General features: G+C 46.9%; 27 protein-coding genes. 15 read left to right on the top strand and 12 right to left on the bottom strand.

Annotation, left to right across the window (positions count from 1 at the left end):
* Nucleotides 1-7: 7 nt before the first annotated feature.
* Nucleotides 8-301 (bottom strand): hypothetical protein, encoded by a 294-nt coding sequence (locus NTE_RS10115; protein ID WP_148700913.1) that lies wholly within the window; start codon nucleotides 299-301, stop codon nucleotides 8-10.
* Between the two features lie 427 nt (nucleotides 302-728).
* Here NTE_RS10115 and NTE_RS10110 point away from each other — a divergent pair, with 427 nt between their 5' ends.
* From NTE_RS10110 to NTE_RS10100, 3 genes are all read left to right on the top strand, one after another.
* Nucleotides 729-1,859 carry a tetratricopeptide repeat protein gene (locus tag NTE_RS10110; RefSeq protein ID WP_226987272.1) on the top strand — a complete coding sequence of 377 codons (1,131 nt, stop codon included), beginning with the start codon at nucleotides 729-731 and terminating at the stop codon, nucleotides 1,857-1,859.
* Between the two features lie 27 nt (nucleotides 1,860-1,886).
* Complete coding sequence (locus NTE_RS10105) at nucleotides 1,887-2,915, top strand: hypothetical protein (protein ID WP_148700911.1); 1,029 nt, start codon at nucleotides 1,887-1,889, stop codon at nucleotides 2,913-2,915.
* Between the two features lie 529 nt (nucleotides 2,916-3,444).
* Nucleotides 3,445-3,804 carry a hypothetical protein gene (locus NTE_RS10100; protein WP_148700910.1) on the top strand — a complete coding sequence of 120 codons (360 nt, stop codon included), beginning with the start codon at nucleotides 3,445-3,447 and terminating at the stop codon, nucleotides 3,802-3,804.
* Between the two features lie 23 nt (nucleotides 3,805-3,827).
* Here the strand turns inward: NTE_RS10100 and NTE_RS16645 are convergent, their stop codons facing one another.
* Nucleotides 3,828-3,983 (bottom strand): hypothetical protein, encoded by a 156-nt coding sequence (locus NTE_RS16645; protein WP_158385413.1) that lies wholly within the window; start codon nucleotides 3,981-3,983, stop codon nucleotides 3,828-3,830.
* Between the two features lie 196 nt (nucleotides 3,984-4,179).
* Between NTE_RS16645 and NTE_RS10095 the strand changes: the two genes are divergently transcribed.
* The 6 genes from NTE_RS10095 (at nucleotide 4,180) to NTE_RS10070 (ending at nucleotide 8,964) form a co-directional block, all read left to right on the top strand.
* Nucleotides 4,180-5,001 (top strand): sulfide-dependent adenosine diphosphate thiazole synthase, encoded by an 822-nt coding sequence (locus NTE_RS10095; protein WP_148700909.1) that lies wholly within the window; start codon nucleotides 4,180-4,182, stop codon nucleotides 4,999-5,001.
* Nucleotides 5,002-5,180: 179 nt separating this feature from the next.
* Nucleotides 5,181-5,465: an Sso10a family chromatin protein gene (locus NTE_RS10090; RefSeq protein ID WP_338031170.1), complete on the top strand. Its 285-nt coding sequence runs from the start codon at nucleotides 5,181-5,183 to the stop codon at nucleotides 5,463-5,465.
* 233 nt (nucleotides 5,466-5,698) lie between these two features.
* Entirely contained in the window at nucleotides 5,699-6,220 is a 522-nt protein-coding gene (locus NTE_RS10085; protein WP_158385410.1) for a YqaA family protein, read from the top strand.
* Nucleotides 6,221-6,583: 363 nt separating this feature from the next.
* Nucleotides 6,584-6,922 carry a hypothetical protein gene (locus NTE_RS10080; protein WP_148700906.1) on the top strand — a complete coding sequence of 113 codons (339 nt, stop codon included), beginning with the start codon at nucleotides 6,584-6,586 and terminating at the stop codon, nucleotides 6,920-6,922.
* 884 nt (nucleotides 6,923-7,806) lie between these two features.
* Nucleotides 7,807-8,037 carry an Lrp/AsnC ligand binding domain-containing protein gene (locus tag NTE_RS10075; RefSeq protein WP_226986950.1) on the top strand — a complete coding sequence of 77 codons (231 nt, stop codon included), beginning with the start codon at nucleotides 7,807-7,809 and terminating at the stop codon, nucleotides 8,035-8,037.
* A 366-nt stretch (nucleotides 8,038-8,403) separates the two neighbouring features.
* Nucleotides 8,404-8,964, top strand: coding sequence for a GTPase (locus NTE_RS10070; protein ID WP_148700904.1), 561 nt, complete (start codon nucleotides 8,404-8,406; stop codon nucleotides 8,962-8,964).
* A gap of 1,319 nt (nucleotides 8,965-10,283) precedes the next feature.
* On the opposite strand, the gene NTE_RS10065 is transcribed toward NTE_RS10070, so the two are convergent.
* Nucleotides 10,284-10,577 carry a hypothetical protein gene (locus NTE_RS10065; protein ID WP_148700903.1) on the bottom strand — a complete coding sequence of 98 codons (294 nt, stop codon included), beginning with the start codon at nucleotides 10,575-10,577 and terminating at the stop codon, nucleotides 10,284-10,286.
* A gap of 379 nt (nucleotides 10,578-10,956) precedes the next feature.
* Between NTE_RS10065 and NTE_RS10060 the strand changes: the two genes are divergently transcribed.
* Complete coding sequence (locus NTE_RS10060) at nucleotides 10,957-11,925, top strand: radical SAM protein (RefSeq protein ID WP_193354068.1); 969 nt, start codon at nucleotides 10,957-10,959, stop codon at nucleotides 11,923-11,925.
* Between the two features lie 92 nt (nucleotides 11,926-12,017).
* Here NTE_RS10060 and NTE_RS10055 read toward each other — a convergent pair whose 3' ends face one another.
* Nucleotides 12,018-12,230, bottom strand: a complete 213-nt coding sequence (locus NTE_RS10055; RefSeq protein ID WP_226987271.1) for an Lrp/AsnC ligand binding domain-containing protein — start codon at nucleotides 12,228-12,230, stop codon at nucleotides 12,018-12,020.
* 507 nt (nucleotides 12,231-12,737) lie between these two features.
* Between NTE_RS10055 and NTE_RS10050 the strand changes: the two genes are divergently transcribed.
* Nucleotides 12,738-13,769, top strand: coding sequence for an adenylate/guanylate cyclase domain-containing protein (locus tag NTE_RS10050; protein ID WP_148700901.1), 1,032 nt, complete (start codon nucleotides 12,738-12,740; stop codon nucleotides 13,767-13,769).
* A gap of 83 nt (nucleotides 13,770-13,852) precedes the next feature.
* Entirely contained in the window at nucleotides 13,853-14,167 is a 315-nt protein-coding gene (locus NTE_RS10045; protein ID WP_148700900.1) for a hypothetical protein, read from the top strand.
* Between the two features lie 522 nt (nucleotides 14,168-14,689).
* Here the strand turns inward: NTE_RS10045 and NTE_RS10040 are convergent.
* Nucleotides 14,690-15,631: a transcription initiation factor IIB gene (locus NTE_RS10040; protein ID WP_226986949.1), complete on the bottom strand. Its 942-nt coding sequence runs from the start codon at nucleotides 15,629-15,631 to the stop codon at nucleotides 14,690-14,692.
* 220 nt (nucleotides 15,632-15,851) lie between these two features.
* Here NTE_RS10040 and NTE_RS10035 point away from each other — a divergent pair, with 220 nt between their 5' ends.
* Together NTE_RS10035 and trxB are read left to right on the top strand one after the other, a co-directional pair.
* Nucleotides 15,852-16,589 (top strand): DUF6775 family putative metallopeptidase, encoded by a 738-nt coding sequence (locus tag NTE_RS10035; protein ID WP_148700898.1) that lies wholly within the window; start codon nucleotides 15,852-15,854, stop codon nucleotides 16,587-16,589.
* 130 nt (nucleotides 16,590-16,719) lie between these two features.
* The gene (gene trxB, locus NTE_RS10030; RefSeq protein ID WP_226986948.1) at nucleotides 16,720-17,676 is read left to right on the top strand and encodes a thioredoxin-disulfide reductase; all 957 of its coding nucleotides are present in this window, start codon (nucleotides 16,720-16,722) and stop codon (nucleotides 17,674-17,676) included.
* 8 nt (nucleotides 17,677-17,684) lie between these two features.
* Here the strand turns inward: trxB and NTE_RS10025 are convergent, their stop codons facing one another.
* The 3 genes from NTE_RS10025 to NTE_RS10015 form a co-directional block, all read right to left on the bottom strand.
* On the bottom strand, nucleotides 17,685-18,860 hold the full coding sequence (locus NTE_RS10025) for a hypothetical protein (RefSeq protein WP_148700896.1): 1,176 nt from the start codon (nucleotides 18,858-18,860) through the stop codon (nucleotides 17,685-17,687).
* Between the two features lie 67 nt (nucleotides 18,861-18,927).
* The gene (locus tag NTE_RS10020) at nucleotides 18,928-19,938 is read right to left on the bottom strand and encodes a PLP-dependent cysteine synthase family protein (RefSeq protein ID WP_148700895.1); all 1,011 of its coding nucleotides are present in this window, start codon (nucleotides 19,936-19,938) and stop codon (nucleotides 18,928-18,930) included.
* Nucleotides 19,939-19,943: 5 nt separating this feature from the next.
* Complete coding sequence (locus tag NTE_RS10015) at nucleotides 19,944-20,192, bottom strand: sulfurtransferase TusA family protein (RefSeq protein WP_148700894.1); 249 nt, start codon at nucleotides 20,190-20,192, stop codon at nucleotides 19,944-19,946.
* A 228-nt stretch (nucleotides 20,193-20,420) separates the two neighbouring features.
* On the opposite strand from NTE_RS10015, the gene NTE_RS10010 reads away from it, so the two are divergent.
* Nucleotides 20,421-21,278 (top strand): alpha/beta fold hydrolase, encoded by an 858-nt coding sequence (locus tag NTE_RS10010; RefSeq protein WP_148700893.1) that lies wholly within the window; start codon nucleotides 20,421-20,423, stop codon nucleotides 21,276-21,278.
* 89 nt (nucleotides 21,279-21,367) lie between these two features.
* Here NTE_RS10010 and cofE read toward each other — a convergent pair whose 3' ends face one another.
* From cofE to NTE_RS09990, 4 genes are all read right to left on the bottom strand, one after another.
* Nucleotides 21,368-22,141, bottom strand: a complete 774-nt coding sequence (cofE, locus tag NTE_RS10005) for a coenzyme F420-0:L-glutamate ligase (RefSeq protein ID WP_226986947.1) — start codon at nucleotides 22,139-22,141, stop codon at nucleotides 21,368-21,370.
* A 51-nt stretch (nucleotides 22,142-22,192) separates the two neighbouring features.
* Complete coding sequence (locus tag NTE_RS10000) at nucleotides 22,193-22,585, bottom strand: RidA family protein (protein ID WP_148700892.1); 393 nt, start codon at nucleotides 22,583-22,585, stop codon at nucleotides 22,193-22,195.
* Between the two features lie 44 nt (nucleotides 22,586-22,629).
* A complete protein-coding gene (gene serB / locus NTE_RS09995) occupies nucleotides 22,630-23,286 on the bottom strand; it encodes a phosphoserine phosphatase SerB (RefSeq protein WP_148702120.1) in 657 nt (218 codons plus the stop codon).
* Between the two features lie 278 nt (nucleotides 23,287-23,564).
* On the bottom strand, nucleotides 23,565-24,794 hold the full coding sequence (locus NTE_RS09990) for a YncE family protein (protein ID WP_148700891.1): 1,230 nt from the start codon (nucleotides 24,792-24,794) through the stop codon (nucleotides 23,565-23,567).
* Nucleotides 24,795-24,805 lie beyond the last annotated feature (11 nt).

Raw genomic sequence — 24,805 nt, 5'->3', positions numbered from 1 at the left:
CGCCGGGTTATGTGATGTGGCTTGGCGAGGGCCGCTCTTGCGGCGCTGCGGCGCCGGACACCTGATTTTTTGGCATCGTGAAACGCTTGTCAGCGGGTATAATGTAGACCTTGACTGCCGAGTTGACCGCGTAGTGCGGCGTGCCATCAGGGTTTCTATAGTTGGTAGCAATCCCGACGCGTTCTAGCGACACCTTTACCTTGACGATAGTGCCGTCCTCGAGCTTGAAGGATACCGTGTCGTCGCCGACGCTCTCGTGTTCCAGCATCTTGAACTCGATCCTGTCTTTTGCCTCGGCCATGTATAGCAGATCGCGCATGTTGAGTATAAATAGACAACTCTGATTCCAGAATGTGTTTAGGGGCAACTTTCTCACTCTGCAATGGAACACGTATTTGCAACAGAGCGCCTTTTTTGTGTGTCAGGACCGCAAGATAATATATTCTCGATTGCCTGCCGCTCGGCAGGGAGTAGGTGACGCACACACAAAAACACGGATGCAGAGATGTGTATGTGTGCGCACGTGTGTGGATGCATTTTCTCTTTCCCGTAACGCGCCGAAAAGCGGCACAGGACTATTCTATAAGATATTTATCATAATCTTTCCTAGACAATTTCCGCCAGTTTTTGCTAGTTTCTGGCGCCTGCAACGATTTTCGTGATAAAATTAGATTCGAGTTTTCTGCAGTCATAATCTATTTATCTTCGATCTGGGTCAGCTTAGATTGATGGGCAGATTCTTTGGAAAGGGCAATAGTAGCAGCAAAAAGGACGAGGAAGCCCGTTCCGAGCGCGAGCAGGTTCCGAATTACTCAGACGCTGAATTCCAAAAGCGCGACCTGTTCAAGAAGGGACAGAACTACATGTCCAACGACAAGATGCTCGACGCCGTAAGGTGCTTTGAGCTGGCGCTTAGGATCGACCCCAAGTACGTAGACGCGTGGGTCAAGAAAGGATACGCGCACTTTCATATGAGCGAATACACCGTTGCAATTTCTTCCTACGACAGGGCGCTTGAAGTCGACGTCAACAACGCAGAGGCGTGGAACCTCAAGGGCCTGGCGTACTACAAGCTAAAGAACCACGAGAAGGCCATTGAATGCTGCGAAAAGGCAATAGACATCGACCCAAACGACGGCATGGCGTGGTACAACAGGGCCTGCTATCTTACATTATCAGGCAAGGTTGACGAGGGCCTTGAATCGTTAAAGCGTTCTATTGAAATAGACATTGCAAACGCGCGCAAGGCAGTCAAGGACAGAGACTTTGAAAACGCCCGCGCAGAAGAAGGATTTCGCAGGATTATCGAAGTTGTCGTCCTAGAATCGATCAGGCAGGGCTACGACTATGTCGGCAAGATTGTCTGGCTGACCGGCATCGACAAGATCGAAGTCGAAGACGCGATAATGAGGCTGACAATGAAGGGCTTGCTGACAAAGAGGGAAAAGCGCAACATCACCGGCATGGAGGAGTACTACGAGATTACAAGAGACATCGCCGCCAAGATCGGCGTCACAAAGCGCGTCGGCCTGTTTGGCAAGGAAAAACAAGTGTCTGCCCCCGTACAGCAGCTCAAGGACATCAGCGAGGTCCTCGGCAAGGCCAAAGAGGCAGTTGAGCACGGCGACCTGGAAGCAACCAAGCAGTGTTTTGACGAGCTGATAAGTCCTGCCAAGCACGGAAGCGCCATGATAGAGCAGTTCTTTGAGGAGCACCGCGACCTGAGGCTTGCGCAGATCAAACTTCGCGACAGGGGCCAGGAATACCTCAACGCCAACAAAGCTGCCATGATCGACATGATAGGCAGAATTGACATGAAGGTGCGCCAGGGTCCAGTAACGAAGCCAGCAAAAGATTAAATCTTCACCTACTTTATTGCCTCACAAATGGCAGACATCAGGGTTGCCGTCATTGGCGTAGGCAATGTAGGAGCAACTTTTGTCCAGGGTGTACAATATTATGGCAATAGTAGTAGCAACAATTCAAAGAACGCTGTCGGCCTGTGGCACCAAAAGGTGGCAGGCTTTCACCCTTCAAACGTGAAAATAGTTGCCGCCTTTGATGTCAATCCAGCCAAGGTCGGCAGGCCGCTTGCAGAGGTTGCAACTTCAAGCACGAAAAAGTACTGCGAAGTTTCATCCAAGGTGTCTGTCGATGCGGGGCTTGCGCTTGACAACGCTTATGATGGGCAGAAACCTGCGACAACCAGCCCACCAGATTTTGCAAGGGCGCTTGAAGATTCTCGTGCCGACATTGTCCTGAACCTGATATCGTCAGGCATGGACAAGTCATCTGCAGAATACGCCAGAGCCGCATTAAAGGCGGGCGCGTCGTTTGTCAACGCGACTCCGGCAAAACTTGCAAATTCTCCGCTTGCGGCCAAGTTTGCGCAAAAAAAGCTGGTGCTTGCCGGCGATGACCTCCTCAGTCAGTTTGGCGGGACGGCCTTTCACAAAGGCATGATCGACTTTATGGTAGAGCGGGGCGTGCACGTCAGCAAAAGCTATCAATTAGACGTCGGCGGAAGCGAAGAGACAAAGCGCACGATGGACGAGCGCATAAAGATGCTAAAGCGCGGCATGAAGACTGGCGCAATAGGCATGGAAGCCCCGTACGAGTTCGAGTCCGTGGCGGGCACGACTGAATACACCGATTTCCTTGGCGACTCGCGCAACAGCTATTACTGGATGTCAAGCGAGGGGTTCCTTGGAAGCAAGATAATCATGGACCTGACTCTGAGGACAAGTGACGGAGCAAACGCCGGCAACGTGCTTATCGATGTGGTCAGGGCGTCGATGGCCAAAATCCCGGTCGCCAAGAAGGTGCCAGCGATAAACGCGTACGGATTCAAGAACCCGCCAAAGAAGGCCAAGGTGCGCAAGGCCTATGCCGACTTTGTCGAGATGTTCACGTAGAAATGTTCTTCAGTAACATATAATGGACATCATCATATGATGGTGTTTCCAATGCAACGCTGCAGGAATCACACTTGCCAAAAGAAAAATGAAAGAAACGTGCTTTTTAACTTCAACACGTATTGAATATCGGCACTGCGCGTATAAGCGCAGCTGCGTCTTTTGTACAACTAGATTCCCTTCGAAGATGCAATAAGATTCGCTCAGTGCAATAGTTCTTGTGTTTTGTATGCTTAGAGTTTTTAATACGGTACTTTAGCTAATCTCTCATGCTAAAGCCATATCAAATAAGATCTATAGTACAAAGGAAGGGTAGAGCCTTCCAATACTGTATTTCATGCAACGCCTTGGCTACGAAAGAAGTGCTGTTCAAGACGGGCGAGTTTCTGATGCTTCGGAGATATTGCGATGAATGTTCATCCAAGGCGGAGTGCGAAATTCCAAACACACGGTACTAAGCAAAACAACCGATATTGTACAAGCGCGTGTCCTGTATCATTCCTGTATAGGAATACCCAATAAAGGTTAAATGCTTGTTCCTGACACTATAGACGGCGACATAATCATGGCATTAAGGCCCCGTCAGGAAGCGATAGCAGATGCTGTATTGTCTGGTCTCAAGGAGACTTTTGGATGGAGCGTCTATGATCTGCTGATAAAGAAAATAACCCAGAATTATTTGAACAATAAGATTGACATTAGGACAGCGATAGTTGAGCACCCTGCAGTTTTTGAGCGCGCCTTTATCGGGTTGATTGGGCCGCTGGGCGAAAAGTTTCTCGCAGACGTCTGTGAAAAGGTGCAATCAGAGCTTGACCTTGATCATTATGCCACCTATTCAAGGGTTGGCGACTTTGCAAAATACATCATGATAGCAAGTCATGCATAACTACTATTCTACTAGCGTTTTTTTCATGCGTAGCCATCTTGCTTTTTGACTATAAGATAGATGATTGCCTTTAGAAGCTCTTTTGCCTGCTCGTCGTTCAGGTCTTTCAAGAGCTCGGGGTTTATTCCAAGTTCTATTAACTTGTGCCGATCGTAGGTGGCGCCCTCCTTTTTTTCCAATTATTTGTCGGCCTTGCTACTATGTACATTTACTGCTCTTGTCCCTATACGCATAAAGGATGGCAGCTTTAATAACGACCAAGACATGCTTCCATAGTCAAGAGAGAGCAAGTGGGTATTTTTTGCCATTAGCCATGATTCTTGTGGCCAATAACAATCTCAATCTATTAATATCCACCAGCATCAGCTAGCAATAATGGCCAAGATATTCTCAGACGCTAGCGAGAAAGAGATCACGAGGACGATTGCCCAGATGTTTAACGAGACCATGAACGAGTTTGTCGATTCTGATGTCATTATCATCGGCGCAGGACCCGCAGGTCTTACCGCAGGCCGCGACCTTGCCAAGGCGGGGGTGCGCACCCTGATAGTAGAGCAGAACAACTACATCGGAGGCGGCTACTGGGTGGGCGGATACATGATGAATCCCGTCACCGTGAGGGCACCGGCGCAAAAGCTCTGGGACGAGATTGGCGTGCCATACAGAAAGATTAGCGACGGCCTTTATGCAACGTGGGGCCCGCACGCATGTTCTAAACTGATAGCGTCTGCATGTGATGCAGGAGTAAGGTTCCTCCAGCTTACAAAATTTGACGACCTTGTGCTCAAGAACAAGCGCGTCGCCGGCGTGGTAGTGAACTGGATGCCAGTTTCCGCGCTTCCAAGGAACATCACGTGCGTGGACCCGGTTGCCCTTGAAAGCAAGCTGGTGATCGACGCGTCCGGCCACGACTCTGTGGCAGTAAAGCGCTTGATGGACCGCGGATATGTCAAGTGGAAGGGCATGGACCCGATGTGGGTTGAGGGAAGCGAGGACAACGTAGTCAACTTTACCGGCGAGGTGTTTCCAGGCCTCATTGCGGCAGGCATGTCAGTCACTGAGACGCACGGCCTTCCGAGGATGGGTCCGACCTTTGGAGCGATGCTCTTCTCTGGCAAAAAGGCGGCAGAAGTGGCGCTTGGCAAGCTGAAGGAGATGCCAAACCCGCCGAAAATAAGCTCGGGCGGGCGCAAGTAAGACTACGTTTCTTACCCCACTTTTCCTTTTTATTCAAATTTTAGATGAGCTTAGGGTTTGATGATTTGGATTGTTTTATGGCCCTGTCCACCGAATGATGAAGACAGAAGAACGATACTCGGCCCTATCCTTCTGCGTCAGCTATAGATCATCATTAGTATCACTTCTGCCACTATAGAATGAGTCGAAAAAATATAATGAAAAATAGAAGTGTACACCAAATTCTTTCTGCTATGCTTGAAGAAGCAGAGGGCGGAGAGGTTAATCAGACAATGATAATGTACAAATCCTTTGTTTCACTACAGCAGCTAAAACAATATCTTGCAATTCTAATAGACAACGGCATGCTGGAATATGCAGCAGAAACAAGGTTGTACCGAACTACCGAAAAGGGTAGAGCCTTTCGTAAAGCATACGATGAAGTTGCTGGGGCGCTTAGGCCAAAAGAGAGTAGGCTCAGGTAGAATCGACCATCAGAAGGTTTTCTCCTTTTCCATACTGCCAGAGGGGTTATTATCTGCCAGTCGCTTTAACCGTCCATTTAATGCCCAAAAATGCAATGGAGGAAAAGATAGCCGGTGTTATAGGAGTGAAATAGCTGGCGCATTTAACTATTCACAAGGGTCAGATATCACTAGGAACTAGGAACAGAACATGAGACCTCTGCATCAGAGTTGTTGTTGGAAGTGAACAAGAGGTGATTGTTGACCAATATCTCCAGTATGTGCAGGAAATAATTAGCAAGCTTGCAACCAATCCAATCTTTATAGAATTTGGCCTTACAGGGCTTTTCGTCAATAGCGTGCTTGCGTCTACTGCTTTGCCTCTCCCAATAGAGATTGCAGTATCGGCTCTTTTGGCAGCAGGTCAGGACAAGTTCCTAGTTTTCCTTACTCTGGCTGCGGGTACTGTTGCTGGAGGATTTCTCAGCTACTTTATCGGCAAGTCAGGAGACAAAGTATTTCGCTTCTTGAAACCCAAGAGCCAAGAGGAAAACAAGCAGAATAAAAAGAGTCATGAAATATTAACAAAGTACGGATGGCTTGCTTTGGTTGCAGCCCCGTGGATTCCTGTCTTTGGCGATATTATAATCATGATAGCAGGAGCAAAGAGCTATGATTTTCGCAAGTTTACGATAGCAATGACAGCCGGCAAAATCGTCAAGGCTGTCGCCACAGTATATTTTATCGGTTTGATTACAACAAGGCTGTTTGGATGAAGAGGCCTACATACCCGGGTTTAATAGTCGCCATGTTGTATAGATTTAATATATTTGTCCCTAGTTGAACAGCGGTTATTATCTCAAAAAGAACGACTGAAGATAGAGTCCCGTCTTGCAAATTATCGCATTCCTATTCAGATCTTGCAGCTTGTGGCAGAAGAGTGCAATTGTGGCGACGTTGTCAGCGGTACAAGAGAAGTGCATGGAAGAAGCAAGAAACCTTCATTGATATCTAGAATGAACGACCAATCTCTGATTCAGCTAAAGCAGATTTTTCTCGATTGTGATGACTCTTCTTCAAGGTTCAGATTCGCGGTGTTACTATCCACAAAATTTCCTCCTGTTTCATACAAGTTTGTATTGTCCGACAAGCTTCATGGCAGGTCAGATCAGGAATACATTTTCGATGTCTGTATCTTTAGTCGCAGCACAGAAGAGCTGGTGGCTGTAGGCATGCAAAATAATGACGCAAGCAGAAGCGCAACTGACGCCAAGTCGCTTAACAATTTCCTCAGCATAATGAACGATGTCTTTGCAGCGTATCCGAGCGTGCGCAGTGCGTATTATTCATCCTCCTACGGGTATGATTGCAGTCCGTCAAACCTTGCAACAAAAAAGCAGCTGGGAGCGAGCACGGACAACACGGAAATCAATTTTCTAGAGTTCCGAGATGGAGTGTACAGAGAGATCAGAGGATAGAGCGATGGTCTTTGGTTCTCTGTGAATCCTGCAACAAAGAAGAAGAATATCATAGCTGCCTGAAATGCGCAAAGCACCTGTGTCGTGGTTGCTTCAATATGGTCCATTTTGGCATAAACGCGCCACGTACAGGGAAATCAATGGTGTACGGTACATGTGTCTTTTGCGGCGAGATATTTGCACGCAATGCAAAGATGCAGGTATGCGACAAATGCGAAGTCATTCTGACATGGACGTCGTCGATAAATTTCCTAACTGCTGTGAACAGGCTCTCAGCTCTTATCAAGGCGGGCAAACTTGACTCAAAATTGCGTAATGAAAACTATTGCAAGGCAAATTTTGGCACTCGTGGTGCACAGGTTATAATGGATGCAATAGACGGCTCTCAAATCAGATAATAAATCGAAAGCGCCAATCACCGCTGGCGAGTTCTATGCGATACGATGGCAATTCACCGTCTGGCTAAGTTATCGCAGCGGCTGCTGCCAAAGCACCCATAGGCCGCAAGCCATCTAGGAGGGATATACGTGCTAAAATGAACTAAAGCCAACTGATTAGTTTCGTGGAAGCTCGTAGTTTGCCTTTATAAGACACTGGTCACAGTATCTCTGAACCAAAGTCGCACCCTCTAGCTTGAATAACGCCTCTGTTGTTGCAGTCGCCGCACACAAAACGCAGAATCCTTTAGTTCCCTTTGTGCCTACCGCCGCAGGTCTTGTTTGAAACGGTTTTGCCACTGCAGCTGCAGTATCAATCCGCTTAAATGCGTTTCACGCATAAAAGCATCAAATTTCGCTTCCGCTATCATTCTTCCCTCGAAGGATCTGCTACTGGCCTTTTATAGTAGTGGAACATAACCTAATCATGACACTTGCTTTTGTTTTTTGAATTGCGATATTGGATCAGAAAAAAATGTATTGGATGATATGAGAGCAATTTCTGGCGTTTCTGAAGCTACAGGTGTTTCAGGAATCTATGACATAGTGGCCAAGCTTCACACCGATTCAAACGATGGAATAATGGGCATAGTTAGAAAGTTTCACCTCATCGCCAACGTCAGGTCATGCTTGACTATGATTGTCGCCGGAGAACTGGATAACTGGCAATCAAAGTGAGGAAAAGTAGCTGAAGACGCTCTGAGGAAAGGATTTTCTCACAAGATATACGTGTGTATGTGTGTTTGAGCGGGCAAGAAAAGGATTGGAAGATGCATCAATTTGCACTCTAACTGCGACTGGTTTAACGGAGACAGGGAAAAGGTCAAACATCAGTAAACAGTTACGTCAGGTTGCAGGAGGAGGCAGATAAAACGCCAGGAGATCGTCAAGGAAATTCTGGGGCATCTGGCTGAATATGTTCATTTATCATAAGCAACATCCGCAGACTTGTCCTTTCTGCTTTTGCGCAGTGCGTGATTTGATTTTGGCCTATGGCCAAGATTAAGTAGTTATAAGCAAAAATTAGAAGATTCTTATAAGCGGCTGGACCACCATCAGAGGGCAAAGGACAACCTTCCCGTTGTATCTCTGGTAGGGTACACGAGCTGTGGCAAGAGCACACTTTTCAACTTGCTTACGGAAGAACATAGGGAGACTTCGAGCAGTCTATTCACGACACTTTCTACTACCACCCAGGCATTCCGGGTTGGCGGCACCGTCAGCAATGACATTTTGCTCACAGATACAGTCGGCTTCATCAGCAGGCTTCCGACGTACATGATAGACGCTTTCAAATCGACCCTTGAGGAATCGCTGACAGCCGCACTGGTGCTTCTTTTGATAGATGCATCGGAGGACATGCGAAGCATTCGTATAAAGTACATCACATGCATGAATATTCTGAAAGAGCTGAAAGCGAATGGGTCCAAGGTTCTAGTGGTCTTTACAAAGTGCGACAAGGTGATGGGTTCTGAAGAGGCAATATCACAAATTGCAGATGACCTCGGAGTGCAGGACGCAATGGCAATATCGGCCAAAACAGGGTACGGCATACACAAACTGAAATCAATTATTGTACAGCTGTCAAGTAGGAAAAAAGATTGAAACTGTGGAGCTACACAAAGCGACAACCCAGACAGAGTCAAAATGTTTGCCATCATAAAGTCAGCAGTAGCTAAATTATGCCAATATCACCGAGAGTTAGCGTACAAATCTTCTGTGAGACTGCGAACAATAACCGCAGTAGTCGGTATTTGGCCTGCTATGACAAATGCATTCACATTTGCCACCTTGGGAAAACCGCATTCTTCTATTCATCAAAATAATATACACATTACTCGTATTTAAGCAAAAATTGCATGACCGAGATTGTAATATTTACATGGATGGCTCTCGTAATTTGCTGCCTCTCCCTCTCTCTAAAGTGCTAGCTTGGTTATCTTGGAGTAGTCCAAGTTAGTATTTAATGGTCGATAGAATAGAAGAAAGAATAGTCGACCATTTGAGGAGGAATGCCCGCCGCATATCATACAAGTGCAATCCGATTATCAAGCTTACAGCTGAAGCAACACAACGGATGTTCAAGACAGCACCTTGCAACATCAACAAGCTGTTAGTCGAAATTGCATTAAGGCAAAAAGGTATCAGATAAGGAAACTCGGTTTCCAGAGCGTACACAATCCTTCGAGCCGAGCTGGATGCATTAGAGAATAGTTGACGGACACAATTAGAAGTCAGAAAGTGCGCAATACCCCGCAAGTTTAACTACAGGGACAACTGACTATTATCGAATAGTATTGATTGTAGCCATCAGAATGGAGGTAAGTTGAGTATATGCTGTGCAATTGGATGAAGAAATAATAAAAAAAGAAATCTATGAAAACCTCCGAGTGCTTGGATTAGATATCAATACCTTGAAGAGTTTGAATTTATCATTATACGAGCTTGAGGACTTTTACCGTAGAATCGTATCCCTGGTAGGGAGTAGGAAAGATTGGTACGGCGAAGCTAATTGATGGAATTTCAAATGATGTATGGCCAAAAGTCCACATATCCATTATAGATTCTAAAAATCCCCAGATAAACGAGACTTTCTCTGCTACAGAGGCACCTCATACTCTGCATCAGGCAGGCACTTGTCACAATATTTCCGAACTACTATACAGCCTCTCAACTCGAATAAGGCTTCTGTTGTCGCGGTTCCTGAACATATGCCACAATCTCCGGGAGAGTGGTTCCTCTTGACTTGTATCGGCGTTGTTCTAAAAGGTCTTGACATTATTATCAGTTATTTAACTGGCATATAACCACGACTTAATTTAGTTAAGCAGGATCTTGATGAGTTGCATATTATCCAATTCTACAGGAGTCTTGTTTGTGATTTCCGTCAAGCAAAAGAACAAACATTCGCATATTTGTGCGTTTTATTGTAGCTTGATTATCTCATCCCATGTTCCAGTTGGTGAGAACATGAAATACTTGTGATAGTCGCTCGATTCAAATTGTAAGATGTCTCCCGCAGCTATTTGCGTCTTGAATAGCCGGTTCAGGTAGTGCATGAAACTAGGACCTGCAACTATACTCTTGGCATCGTGTTCGAATGGTGGGTTGTAGTATTTTTTCAAAGTCTCTTCCAGCCCGATGTTACTTATCTCCTCTACTAGATCTGGTAGATCCACGAAAGTCGAGTTCCTTTTAAATATCTGGATTCTTGACATTTAGAATCTACTGTCTTATTATGACATGACCTACCATATATCCATGCTCATGCAGAGTTGTTTCTGAACTGGCGATGCCAGATATTTTTAAACATCGACTCAATAGAAGTGTGATAAATCGCAATAAGTGAATCAAGAATGGCATAAGCGGACTTCCCCACAAAATCTATCATCAAGATACTAACAATACGTCGCCGGGACTCTTTGATTTGATGAACTAGTCTTCTGTCTTCGGTCCTCCTATGTGCCGAGCGCCGAAGATTTACAAATCAGCCATTTTCTGTTTTTGTTGACAAAAGGGTCTTTGTTCGTTTTTTCATATGAGAGTTACCATGTATACAGAGACTCTTTATTATCAGAAAGAGACCTATATTATACCGTGGTAAACCTGATCTACGGTCGCGGCATAACAGAACTGCTGCGGGAGATGCCCTTTTACATCAGCATTTTCAAAAAGATTATCGCTTATCGCCTTTTCAAGAGCAAGCAGCCCATGTACGGCTCTGTAGACGTCAACAACATTTGCAACCTGCACTGCACGCACTGCTACTGGTGGCTCAACCGCAAGAAAGGCGAACAAGATTTGACAGCCGAAGACTGGCGCAGAATCATCAGGGACAAATTCAATAAACAAAAGATATTTGTCACCACGCTTGTCGGAGGTGAGCCTACATTACGGCCAGATGTCATAGAGATCTTTTGCAAGGAAATGCCTCGCAGGGTCTGTGTTGTGACAAACGCGACTTTTCCGCTAAGACGCTTTAACGGGCTGTATTTCTACTGGGTGTCGATGGATGGAACCGAGAAGGTGCATGACAGTATAAGAGGAGAAGGGTCATATGCCATGACAAAGAAGAACATACTGGACTACGTTGCAGGCCCAGACCGCGACGGAAGGCCTGCATGGACTGACATTTGGATCTCTATGACCATAAACTCGCTAAACTACATGACTGTTGAAGAATTGATAGAAGAATGGAGGGGAAAAGTAAACAAAATTGGTTTTCAGTTCCACACACCTTTTGTAAAGGGAGATCCATTGATGCTCCCCTTTGGAGTTGTGCGAAATCAGGTTGTCGACAAACTTATTGAGATGAAGAGAAAATATCCAGATTTTGTAGTCAATCCGGTCAAGCAGTTATCGCTCATGAAAGGCAATTGGGGAGGCACCGGCACAACACCTGTAGACTGCCCGTCGTGGGCAATACTATCGCTTGACCATATGGGAAGAGTAAAGCAGCCTTGCTGCATTGGCAGCGCTGACGCCAAGAGCATGAAGCCCTTGTGCGAGGAATGCGGCTTGGGATGCTACTCCATACTTGTGTCGCAAGGGATACGTGGTGCATAATGTTCTTTCCAGAATTTAGCATATGACCATATGCGAATCTACAGAAATGTGGCGGCACTGCGCTTGAGCACATGCGGCCATCTGACGCTTTTCTAGGCAATAACCATTGTGAGAATAGAATCGACATTGCGGATTGTGCCTATCTCGGTGCCAACTGTTTTATGAAGTTCGTTTTCCGTATTTGCAGTAACCTTCAATATCAAGTCATAGATCCCCGATGTTCTGTAAACATAAGTTACGGCGGACAACTTGTTGAGCTCATCGATAATCCTAGCATCAAAAGGGAAACGGCAATTAAGTAGCACGATTGCAGAAGTCACATTATATGATCTGACGTAAGCGTCTATTAAGTTGTGCAAAAAAAACAAGCAACAACATTCACAGCATTTACTTGCGAGACAAGGTCTTATCCAGCTCTGCTTGGACAAGCACCTTATCTGAGAAGTTTAGATGCCATCATCGACATCACCATCATGCATTCTTAAGTACAACAACGCTCCTACTAAAGTGATAGCAATAACGATGGAAAAAATAAGAAAGAGAAGCAAAAACTCTACAAAGAAAAGTGTGCAAACAAAATCAGGTTATAGAAGAAGATCAGCCTAGCCGACACTCGCATCTTACGCCTGAAAAGAACGATGCGCTTGCTGCCAGATTGTGAATGCATAGGCAAAACCAAGGGCCAAAGCGTTAAACATACCCTGTATGATGGCAGTACATTAAATTGTTCTGATTGATTTTGATTTCCAGATGCCCTCAAGCTGCTGTACTGACGCGATATTCCGTAGGACAAACAATATGGTGAATTGATCATGGAAGGGTACGGCAGCCGACGTATTAATAAGAATGAGAATGCAATAATATGCTCAACAAAGGTGCACGAGTCCAGATTGAGAGCAACAACAAAGCAAGCTGCAATGAATCTGTACCATGCAGGCCTTTTTCCAGACACAATTGCAATGCAGCTTGATATTAGCAGAGAAGAAGTCGATAGCATCATAAAAGATGCCATAGCAGAAGATGAGAAGAAAAGAAAATCCATCAAACAGGCCTCAGATACATCTTCAATAGGAATGTTTTACCTTGATGCAGTTGTCAACATAGAGAACATCATCAAGTCGGCTCAACTGGCAATGTGGAAGTCATTGAAAGGAGAAATGGAATTTAACATATCAAATGAAGACACGCAAAGCGTTCTTGAAAAAATGGCCGAATCTAAAGCTACTTTCGTGATACTGTACATTGACATAGTGGGCTCTACAAAGCTCTCAATGACGCTGCCAGTAGACAGGTTAGCCGCTATAATCCGCGGGTTTACGCATGAAATGTCCCTTGTGGTATCGGCATACGGTGGGCATGTGCTAAAGTACTTGGGTGATGCAATACTTGCATTTTTTGTCGTTCCGGATAAATCTAATCCGTACATGCCGTGCACAAATGCAATGCACTGTGCAAGGTCTATGGTCAGGGCAGTGAAAGAAGGATTCAACGTCATCCTGAATCAAGAAGGCTACCCTGAACTTGAGGTTCGTATCGGAATAGACGTGGGAGAAAACGTGGTGGTGCAATACGGATGGGATGTTCAGTCTTTAGTCATTGACGATAGACAGATAAACACGAAAAAAGCGCACCAGGATATTCTTGGCTATACTATTAGCATGGCATCCAAGATTACAGGTCTTGCACAACCAAATCAAATTGTAATTGGCCAATATGTGTACGACGTATTGGATGAGCGACAGAAAGGCTTGTTCGAGCTATTACCTCTCCCTCCCGAGGTCTGGAGCTACGTAGGTAGCAAGACTGGAAATCTGTATAGCTTGTATGCCAGTGCCCTGCAATGAAGGTTTTTTGATATGCAACTGCTTCCAAACTCGTAAGCTGGAGTTATAAGCGGGCTTGTGCTACTTTTACCGGTAAGTTTTCTGTGCAAAATAGTTTTCCAATGAAAGAATGGCATGTTGAACACATGCAAAAGACCGTTGTAAAGTACGTAAAGGGCCTATCTGAAACTGCTTCTGCTTTTGAGAAAAGGAATCACAAGAAATACGGCGGACTGAACCACATCTGCAGACAAATAGAATACGATGTCAAGCACGGGGTGACAGAAAAAGAGGTCGTCCGTATGCTACGAAAGGTCCATGATGATTCTTCTTTTTCTGAGCTAAGGAAAGGTAACGGCTCAATGCAGAGGTTGGAGGAGATTGAGAGCCGCTTCATTAAACCTAGAATAGTGTTTTAACAGCTTTGGTAATATAGGAGGAGATGATTCGATCTCCAACCCTGCCTCCTGCCTTCACGACAACTCATTCTTACACTTTTGTCGATATAAGTGAAGAAACATCAATGAAGAAATGTCGTGTTACAGCTTGGCATCACTAATTGGCCCTCGTCTCCCGCAATTGGACTTGACAGTGTCAAAGACTTGACGTATGATGAAAAAAGGGACGGACTGATGGACGGGATGTGGAATCTTTTCCATCCACAGTTCGATTCGTACAAACAAACCTTTCTGCTGCTTTTTTAAAACACTTCTTCGAGCATTTCAAAAGTTACCGCGGCCAAGAGAATAAAGAACAGCCTCTTCCCAGAATAGAAGAGTCTATTTTTATCCAATATGTGCGATAGGAAGGTCTGCAGCGCAGGGTAGCCAGATGCTCCTAGTGAGTTTACTATTGGCATGGCCAATGCCGAAAAAGAAGACTGCATAGTCCATATTCACAATGTAATAAATGTCGCACGCACATATAACTCACCGTAAAAATCAAGCGTCAGAAATTGGACTTGAAGGGACAGCGGTAGTGGTGTCGATCGAATCAAGCCCTTTTGTGAATTCTCTTACCCTGTTTCTGATGCTGACTTCAGTCACTCCAGCTGCTTCAGCAATGTTTCTCTGCGTTATGTTGCTGCCGCTTTTTCTGCAGGCAATGTAAAGGACTGTTGCGGCAAAGCACATTGGCGCCTTACCAACCTGCACCCCGGTTCCAGCAACGTCGCGCATAAGAGATAATGCCTGTCTGAGAATCCTCTCGTTTAGCTGCGCCTTGTTTGCTATCTTGGCAACGCACCTCATCGGATCAACCAGTGGGACTTTGATGTCAAGTTCAGTAAGTAAGAGCCTATAACTCCGCGAAACATCCCGTCGTTTGATATTGCCGGCAGCGGTGATATCCTTGAGCGTTATAGGTGTATCCAGTTCTCTACACGCCAAGTAAATGCACGCCCCAAGGAGTGAAGAGATGCTCCTTCCCCGTACCAGCTTCCTCTCATAGGCCTTTCTGTAAAGATAAGCTGCTTTTTCTACCATCGTCTCTGATAGACTCAGCTTTACCCGTGTCCGGTTCAGTTCGTCGAAAGCCTTTGTCAGACCTCTTTCAGAAGGTGCACCGAGTTGTATCCGATGGTCCCACACTCTCAGTCTGTCAATCATATGGCGATTTTCCGCATCAATGAGCCTTCCGCTTGCATCCCTGTTTGTCTTGCCAATGGTTGTGGATAATCCCATATCATGTCTTGCCAGTGAAGTGTGTCTACCTGTCCGGATCCTCTTTTCCGACTCTGAGCCAAAGTCGCGCCATTCTGCGCGGGTTTCTGACGCCTTATCTGACAATACCAGACCGCAGTTACTACAGACAACTTCGCCAGATTCTTGGTCTGAAACCAGACTGTTGCGATTGCAAACAGAACAGAGTGTTGAAACTTGCAATACTATAACGGGATGACTATCTTACAGTAGGAAGGTCTGCCATATAAACACCTGTATTTCTCACGCGGAGCGACATTATTTTACGGAGTCAAGACTTGCCTTATTACTCATGCTTTCTATTGACAGGGCAAAACAACTCTCAGTATCATCCAAGTGATAATAATAAAACCTGCCCAAGATCAAGACAAAGTAAAATACCGATTCTCCTCTTTTCTTTTTGTTGGATTTCCACCGCGTCCACTTTTACCCCGAGCCCTCTTCATCATCAGGAATTGATCTTGACAGGATAATCAGTGACGTGGCGCAGGTCTTTACAAACTGCATTCTTGACGTTTGCAAGCCGTTCTTCTTTGAGCATCACAGAATAGACATCGAGCGCGCAAGGGTTTCTGAAATAAAACAGCCGTTTGAGCGCCAGCCAAAAGAGCACCAGGATTTCGACCTGTACGGCAGGCCGACGGCGTTGTACGACGGCTTTGAGCTCCAGCGCATTCTTGCGCCGGCGTTTCAGACAGATGTTCACATAATATTCACAGACCTTTTGACGTGCACGTTTTCAGAAGATGACTGGCGCTACCACGCAAGGGCGGTGATATGCGGGACGCCGTCGATAATTTCGACCACGGGCATCGTGGAAGCGCCTGCCAAGCCAAGGGAGTTTTACATTTCTCAGTTCGGTGCTGACATCAATTCGCTAAAGAAAAAACTTGCAGGCAGGTTCATCGACTATGGCGACAAGAGGATGACAGAAGTCGCTGCAGGCTATGTGCTTCAGGCGCTGTTTTTCTTTGTCGCCGACGGCGAGCCTTTCTGCGAAAGCGACGCCTGCAGGCTGTACAACGCCCACTGGCAGGAAGATCTGATACGCACGCAGGTGGAAAATCCAATGCTCTGTCTAAAACACAGGTCGCTTGCCAATAAATTCAACCGCCGGCTTGCTGCAAAAGGAATGATTTGACCGTGTCTAGTTGTCGATATAAATTCTTCAGGTTTTTTAGATGTTTAATGCAAATAATCTAACAACAATAATACAAAACCACCCTCCGAACGGATTATTAAGAGGTCAACCGAAAATCAGCCTGACCAGTTTGGCCGAAACCATTCAAAAGCATTACGACGTCATTATAATTGGCTCGGGTCCCGCAGGCTATACGGCCGGCGTTTACACCTCCCGCGCAAAACTTTCAGTCCTTGTAATCTCCGGCACGCTCCCTGGCGGCCAGCTGATGACCACAAGCGAGGTCGAGAACTATCCCGGATTTCCAAGCGGCATATTCGGGCCGGAGCTTATGATGAACATGCGCCAGCAGGCCGAGCGCTTTGGCGCAGTAATCATAGACGACGAAGTCACGCAGGTCGATTTCAAGCAGAGGCCATTCAAGATAACCACCCACTCTGAAACGTACGACTCTGACGCAGTCATTATCTGCACCGGCGCGTCGCCCAGGAAACTCGGCATACCTGCAGAGCAGCAGTTTGGAGGCAGGGGCGTTTCGTACTGCGCAACGTGCGACGGTCCATTCTTCAAGGGCGAGGACATTGTGGTCGTTGGCGGCGGAGACACTGCAGTGGAGGAGGCAACGTTTCTGACAAAGTTTGGCAAGTCTGTAAAACTCGTGCACAGGCGCGATACCCTGCGCGCAAGCGCGATAATGCAGGAAAAGGCAAAGGAGAACCCCAAGATCGAGTTCCTGTGGAACAACGTCGTCACCGACATCAAGGGCGACAAAAAGGTCGCCACGGTATCGCTAAAGAACCTGAAAACGGGCAAAGAGACGACGGTCAAGGCAGGAGGCCTCTTTGTTGCTATCGGCCATGAGCCCAACACGTCGATATTTAAGGACCAGGTGGAGCTTGACGACAAGGGCTATATGGTTCTCAAGGAAAATACAAGGACAAGCGTCGAGGGCGTGTTTGCAGCAGGCGACGTCCACGACCACCGCTACAGGCAGGCAGTCACTGCCGCAGGATTTGGCTGCATGGCCGCAATCGACGTCGAAAGGTGGCTTTCTGAAAAAAGGCACAGCAACAACAAGAAAAAGTAATTCAACTTTTATTTCACGTGCAGCATGTCGCTTGCCAAAAAGCGCGGAGGATAGCCGGACACCTTGTACATGAAAGGTTTCGAAAGCATCTTTGGCGAGTCCAAGTCATTTACAACATAAATCGCGTACGCATAGTAGCCGCCTGAGTCAGCCGTCCATGAATAGTCAACCGTGGCAGTACCTAGCGCGTTTATTGACGAGTGAAGGACTTGCAGGTCTGCGGTGGTGCTTTGCTGCAAAAGCAAGTCATCGTTTATTGTGTTGCCATACTGCCCGCTAAACGGCACCTTTAGCACCTGAAACACCACATCAAAATCCACGTCCTTTCTTGCAAAGTTTGAAAGTTCAGCGGTAAAAGTGACAGTTTTGTTATCGATGATAACATTATCGACAGAGCCTACAGGCACGCCATTAACGCTGTACTTTGACAGGATTGGCAGGTAATTGTCCCGCATCATTGAAGAATCGTCAGATTCGGCGAGAAAGTTGACGCGGTCTGGATTGACGTTTGCCGGCATCGTCGCATACAGTGTGAAATTCTTTTTCTCCATCCCACCTAGCGTGAGTGGCTGCTTGTCCTTTTGCGAGTAGCCTGCAACTCCAACCAGCCTGTAGCCTTCGTGTATGCCAGCCACAACGTAGACGTGTGTGGTAGGCTGGGTGTAATTGTTGAGTATTGTTCCCTCTATGGCCCACGTCTTGTATTTCACTCCGTCAAACTCGCTTTCAGATATTGAATGGATTTGGCCGGGCGTAACCACCAAGTCGGCAGGCTTCCATGTGCCGCTTCCTGTTTGAGAAGCTACGTCTTCGATTGACTTTACCTTGGAAGAAAGACTGGTATCATTCAAGACTATGACAAACGGCAGAGCCATCCCCGGCGGGATGCTAAAGCCACCTTTGACAGGAAGCAGGTTGGTTACGGTCGGCTCTGAATAATGCACGCGGCCATTGTCGCCCTGAAACTCTAGGTCCAGTTTTACGTTTCCCATAGGATAGCTGTCTGCAGAATAGTTGACGATTTCGCCCATGCCCACGTACAGTTTTGTCTCAGGATCAAGGTATCCTTGAAGTTGTTCAATGAGCGGAATAGGCGCAAAGACGTTTTGAAGCATCCCTGCAAAAACAAGAAACGCCACCAATGCTGCTGACAGAGCCATTGCTGTCAGGGAATGGCGCATCACACGTTGCTTGTTGATTCAGCCTATTGAGCTTATGTTTGTATCCACTAGAAGAATACTCTAGTTCAGTTTAGAGGCTGTAGGCCAGGCTCGACATGTGCCTGGCGTTTTTCAGGGCACGGTCATACTCCTGCTCGGCAAAGACGCCTTCGCGCACGTAGAGGCTCTTGAACTTGCGGCCGTCGTCTGCAAATATCCCTACGAGCACGCCCGAGTCCATCTTTTGCGCGGTTGCAAGCATTGACTCCATGACAGAGCCAGACGAAGGCCCCACAAGGAGTCCCTCTTTTTCCGCAAGCAGCCTTGCCGCATCAAACGAGCCCTTGTTTGTCGCGGTGAACCACTCGTCCACCACCGACTGGCGCTTTTTGAACAGGTCAGGCATTGCCGACTCTTCAAAGTTCCTCAGTCCTTGTAACAGGTGGTTCTTTTGCGCCTGCACTGCCACTACCTTGACGCTCTTGTTCTTTTCCTTCAGGTACGTCGCCGTGCCAGTTATCGTACCGCCGGTGCCGCAGCCTGTCAGAAAATGGGTGATGGCGCCGTTTGTCTGCTTCCAGATTTCAGGCCCCGTGCTTTCATAGTGGGCAAGAAAGTTGGCATCGTTCTCGTACTGGTTTGGCATGTAGTAAATGTCAGGCCTTGGCTTGGAAATTGCCTTGGCAAGTGCGATGCTCTGGTCGGTGCCTGCGCCTACCCTTGGGCACAGGTCGTCAGAGGTCTCGTGCAGGGTCGCGCCAAGGTGCCGCAGGATGTTTTTCGTCTCCTCGCTTACCTTTTCTGGGATTACTATTTCCACCTTGTAGCCAAGCGCAGTTGCGATGCCGGTAAGTGCAATGCCGGTGTTGCCGGACGTTGGCTCGATGATTATGCTTTTGTCTTTTTTCAAGATGCCGCGCTTTTCAGCGTCCTTTATCATCCAGTATGCGGCGCGGTCCTTGACAGAGCCAAACGGGTTGTGCCATTCAAGTTTTGCGTACATCTTGACGTTCTTTGTTGAAAACGATTTTAGCTCTACAAGTGGAGTCTGGCCGATGCGCTGCACAACGTCCGGGCTTGCAACTGCTGCGGTTGTTGTCATTTTTCCTATTTCGCCTTTTTGATTATGAACTCCAGGTCCTTCTGGGTCTTGTTGATGGCCAAAAGCTCGTGGCCGTTGCGCTTGACCCACCTTGAAATGTCTTCCTCGGATTCCGGGTCGTCGGCGACTATTTTCAAGACATCGCCGATTGACAGGCGCTCAATTTCCATCTTTGTCCGGAAGACAGGCTCGGGGCAGTAAAGTCCCCTCACGTCAATTGACTTTGTTGGGCTGCTACTACTGCTGGTACTCATATACTAATGAACAGGAATACTTGACAACAGCGTTATATTAAGTGTTTTTGGAAAAGCCTTGGCTTTTCCTAACTACAGGTTTTGTGTTGAAAAAATGATAGATTTGCACAGCATAATACATCGAAAAAATGAAAATCGCTGCAGAAGCATCATTATTTTTGCCACCTGACAATCCACCTGAATTAATTTGCAAAACCCATTAATTTACACACACGCACTCTTCTTGGCATGTCCCTGGTCAAGGTCAACGACGAGGTATCGCTTTACGTGGAAGACACGCGGAAAGGAACAGGCGGCAAACCCACGATAGTGTTTATCCACGGATGGCCGAGCCACGGGATGTTTGAATATCAATTCATGCAGTTGCAAAAGAAAGGATATCGCTGCATTGGCATGGACCTCAGAGGCTTTGGAAGGTCGGACAAGCCATGGTATGGAGAATACACTTACGATACATTTGCGGACGATATTGAGGATGTAATGACTGCGCTTGATTTGCATGGCGTAACGCTAGTTGGGTTCTCGATGGGAGGCGCAATAGCAATGCACCATGCCGCCAAGTACCTTTCTTCTGGCCGAATTTCAAAAGTTATATTCATGGGCGCGGCCGCTCCATGTTTTACAAAAAGGGAGGACTTTCCATACGGCCTTGACAAGTCAGACTGCGACAGCCTTATCGCGCAGTCTTTAAACGACAGGGCAAAGATGGTCCACGATTTTATCAAGATCTTTTTTCGCAGCGAAGACTCCCAAAGCCAAGAGACTAGGAACTGGCTGTTTGCAATAAACATGCAGGCATCGCCGTACGCCACAGTAAAGTGTCTGGAAGAGCTGCGTGATGCGGATCTCCGTGATGACATGCGGAAAATCAGCGAAAGAAAGTTGCCAGTGGCAATATTTCACGGCGTTAACGACAAGATCTGTCCTTTTGATCTTGCAAATGTAATGAACAGGGGAATAGAAGGCTCAAGATTGGTCAGGTTTGAGAATAGCGGGCACGGATTAAACATCGAAGAAAAGGAAAAGGCAAACGATGAACTGATAAAGTTTGTAGATCTAGAAGTTCCAAAGCAAACAGGAAAGTAAAAAGCGCGTACGTGCACGTGTTTGCCTGATTCTTGTGTAAAACATTTGTCGCTGCTCATCCGGGTTGCAATTTTTTGTTTCAGACGTACTTAACGATTGCCTGTGTGCCGGAAAATATCCTGCTTTTTTGGCCGCAACAGGTCTTTTACGGATGCCCTGCTGACATGCTCGAATTCATAGCCGCGCACCAGTACAACAGGGATGCCGGCGGATTTTCCCATTGTAAGCTCTGCCGCCGACGCTATTTCGTCTGCGACTGCGATTTCAGTCACGCGCAGTTTCCTGCCAAACATGTCTTTTTTTCCGATATAGTTCTTGATGGGCTTGATGCCGGCAACCCCAACTGCGATGTTTGTCTGGCCTTCCCGAAACGGCCTGCCAAAAGTATCGGTTATTACCACGGCAACATTCCTGTTTTGTTGCTTTTTGACAAACTCGCGCAGCCTCCTTGCAGAAGAGTCCGGGTTGGCCGGAAGCAGTATGGCGGCATTGTCTCTGGCAAGGTTGCTCTGGTCAACTCCCGAATTGGCGCAGATAAAGCCGTGCCTTGTCTCTGTGATAATGATGCCGTTTTTTATAGTCACTATTTCCCTTGCCTCGTCCAGTATCAGCTGCACTATCCGGGGGTCTTTATGCAGCTCCTTGGCAAGACGGATTGCTTTCCTTGACGGCTTGACCTTTGCCAGGTCGATGATGCGCCCCTCCGCCTTTGATACGGCTTTTTGCGCGACTACCAAGATGTCGCCGTCCTGCAGCTCTATGCCATTTGCGCCAAGCGATTCAAGGATTGTCGAGCCAAGGTCGCTCTTGGGTGCAATGTCGCCATTGACTTTGACAGGGATGACTGTTATTATTGCAGGCAACGCAGATAGATGAGGATGATATTACGGGTTACAAAAACTAGCCGATTATTATCATTGGCCAGAGATTGCTTCTGCCTCTATCTCGACAAGGATGTCGGGGTCGATGAACCGGCTGACCTCAACCATCGATGTTGCAGGCCGCGTCTTGTCAAAGAACTTGGCATGAGCCGCGCCTATCTTTTCCCAGTCGCCGATGTTTTTTACGTATATCCGCGTCCTTACTACCTCCTCCAGGCTTGATCCAAGCTGCAAGAGCGCGGACTCGATGTTCATTATGGCCTGCACGGCCTGCACGTACGGATCGCCGATGCCGACAATGTTTCCCTCTTCGTCAGTCGCTGTCGTTCCCGAAACGTGTACCACAGAGCCTGCGCGAACTGCCCGGGAATACCCTACTGCAGATTCCCACTTTGTGCCGGATGAAACGCGCCTTCTTTTTTCCAACGTTCATCAATTGCATGAAGTTGCGATATAAACATGCAAAGTTACTATTTGCTTGTTGTGGCAAGCACGGCCTTGCCGTACTTTTTCTCCAGCAAGTGCAAAAGCAGGCTCAGGTCGCGTCGCTCGATGGTGTCGTCGGCCCTTTCCTTCACTATCTCCACCGGGCAAAAGCCGACGGTATAGCCTGCAAGCGCGAACAGCTTCAGGTCGTTTGCGCCGTCGACTACCACCACGATGTCGTCCCTGCGCACGCCCCATTCCTGTACCGTGGACTTGATGGCGGCCGCCTTGTCCGACGTGACGTTTAGTTTTACGTCTTCAAGCTTGTTGTTCTTGAATATCAGTTCGTTTGAGAATATCTTGTCAATGCCAAGGTCATGCTTCAGTCTGTCGGTGATTATGGTAAAGCCGCCAGAGACAGCAATCATTCTCCATCCCGCGTTCTTTAGCGCGCTGCACAGCTCTTTTGCTCCGGGCATTATGGGCAGGTTTTCGGCGATCTCTTTTGCCTTGTCATGGTCGATGCCGCGCAGGGCATGGACGCGCCTGACAAGGCCTTCCTCCCAGTTTATCTCGCCGCGGATGCCGGCCTTGGTAATGTCCCAGATCTCCTTTTCCTTTTCAGGTCCCATAATCGAGGCGAGGACGGGAAGATATTCGGCGTCGAGTAGAACGCCTTCTACATCAAAAACAGCCAGCATGTTTCGTTGCGTAGACAAAGCAAATTCATCTCATTATATTAAGTTTAGTGATCGCCAGATGGTTCAAACTAAAAGGTAAATGAGTTAACCAAAAATCGGATGCCAAATGAGAATACCTGTTTTTAGTTAATTGTCTATTGGCCGGGCTTTATAAAAATTCGCTGTCGACTGGCCCGCTTATGTAAAAGTAATAGCGCCTAGAGGTCAGACTCCGAGGCAGGCTTCCCGCGCAAATCTATCGGCCGTCTTATTGTATATCCAACTCAGCATTAATCAAGCTAGAACTCTCTTAGTAAACGCGTAGTTATCACCGCCGCTGCGATTGCAAGCGCGGGTATTAGCATGACAAAGTCACGAAACTCTGGTGCGTTTGCCTTGTTGTTATTCTCTGACACTTCAAAGATACCAGTCCGGCCTGACAGATAGAATTTGTTCGTACTTTCATCAACTACAACGTGACGAAAGGAATCCTTCAGATCAGAGAAATCCTGCTCGAGAGATACACTGTTTGTAGTACCATCAACTTTAATGAGTCCGGTGTTGCGAAGACCTAGCACATATACTGTATTCGTATCATTGTTTACTGCTATGTCGAAATCAATACTATTCAGAGTGGCGATGTTAGGGTTAATTATGGTATTGGACGTGCCGTTTACTGCAACCAGGTATGCAGTATTAAACAAAGGCGCTTCTTCTCCGAGTGGAATAGGCTTGGGCACTTTCTGATTGATGACATATACTACATTCGTGTTTGGATTAACCGCAATTGCCGTCGGAATTAATCTGCCTTTACTACTATCTCCTTCGTTGCCTCCTTCTTTAGGAGCTGAAGAAGGAAGTCCGATCATAATATTGCCAAGAATTTTGTTTGTTGCGCCATCTATCTTGTACAATGTTGTACTATTGTCAATTACATAGACTTGATTGGTTTTTGGGTTGATGTCTATTCCCGAAACATTGATCCTTCCCTCTCCTATCGTGCCGACAACTTTGTTTGTAGTGCCATCTATCACAGTCAGGGCGTTTGAACTGGAGCCGACATATATCTTGCCGGTGTCATCGTTGATCGCGATTGGCGATGCTCTTTTGCTCACGTTTGTGATAGTGGCTTCCACCTTAGCAGATCCGACTCCTTTAGAATAATCTATTACAGTCACGTCATGTGCCGCAGGACAGTCGCATCCGTTCGTGACATATGCCTTCTTGGTTGCTGAATCGACCGCAACCATAGATGTATAATGCTCTACGTCTATGCTCTTCGTGACATTGTTTTCTAAGTCATAAAGTACTAGTGTTCTATTACTGCGGTCTGTTAAGAAGAGGATCTGTCCAGATAGGTCTATTCCAATATCTAGAGCACTAAAAGTGTGCCCAAGAGATATGACCCGCTCAGCTGATATATTTGCAAAATTCTGATCATCATCCTGCTGCTGACCGAAAGAAGGTCGTACTCCTGACAGAAGAGCAAACAACAAGATGCCGAACACAGTCGCAAGAGCGACTCGCAACGATCCTGAGG

It is taken from the genome of Candidatus Nitrososphaera evergladensis SR1 (genome assembly GCF_000730285.1).
In the GTDB taxonomy this organism is placed as follows: domain Archaea; phylum Thermoproteota; class Nitrososphaeria; order Nitrososphaerales; family Nitrososphaeraceae; genus Nitrososphaera; species Nitrososphaera evergladensis.
Note: the sequence above shows the minus strand (reverse complement) of the source record. Positions and strands in the feature narration are given on the sequence as shown.

Coding starts and splice junctions, on each gene's coding strand:
- NTE_RS10095 (WP_148700909.1), top strand. CDS start 4,180: ATGGCCAAGATATTCTCAGACGCTAGCGAGAAAGAGATCACGAGGACG.
- NTE_RS10110 (WP_226987272.1), top strand. CDS start 729: ATGGGCAGATTCTTTGGAAAGGGCAATAGTAGCAGCAAAAAGGACGAG.
- NTE_RS10090 (WP_338031170.1), top strand. CDS start 5,181: ATGAGTCGAAAAAATATAATGAAAAATAGAAGTGTACACCAAATTCTT.
- NTE_RS10105 (WP_148700911.1), top strand. CDS start 1,887: ATGGCAGACATCAGGGTTGCCGTCATTGGCGTAGGCAATGTAGGAGCA.
- serB (WP_148702120.1), bottom strand. CDS start 23,286: ATGCTGGCTGTTTTTGATGTAGAAGGCGTTCTACTCGACGCCGAATAT.
- NTE_RS10010 (WP_148700893.1), top strand. CDS start 20,421: ATGTCCCTGGTCAAGGTCAACGACGAGGTATCGCTTTACGTGGAAGAC.
- NTE_RS10100 (WP_148700910.1), top strand. CDS start 3,445: ATGCTTGTTCCTGACACTATAGACGGCGACATAATCATGGCATTAAGG.
- NTE_RS10115 (WP_148700913.1), bottom strand. CDS start 301: ATGGCCGAGGCAAAAGACAGGATCGAGTTCAAGATGCTGGAACACGAG.
- NTE_RS10065 (WP_148700903.1), bottom strand. CDS start 10,577: ATGTCAAGAATCCAGATATTTAAAAGGAACTCGACTTTCGTGGATCTA.
- NTE_RS10015 (WP_148700894.1), bottom strand. CDS start 20,192: ATGAGTACCAGCAGTAGTAGCAGCCCAACAAAGTCAATTGACGTGAGG.
- NTE_RS10050 (WP_148700901.1), top strand. CDS start 12,738: ATGGAAGGGTACGGCAGCCGACGTATTAATAAGAATGAGAATGCAATA.
- NTE_RS10020 (WP_148700895.1), bottom strand. CDS start 19,938: ATGACAACAACCGCAGCAGTTGCAAGCCCGGACGTTGTGCAGCGCATC.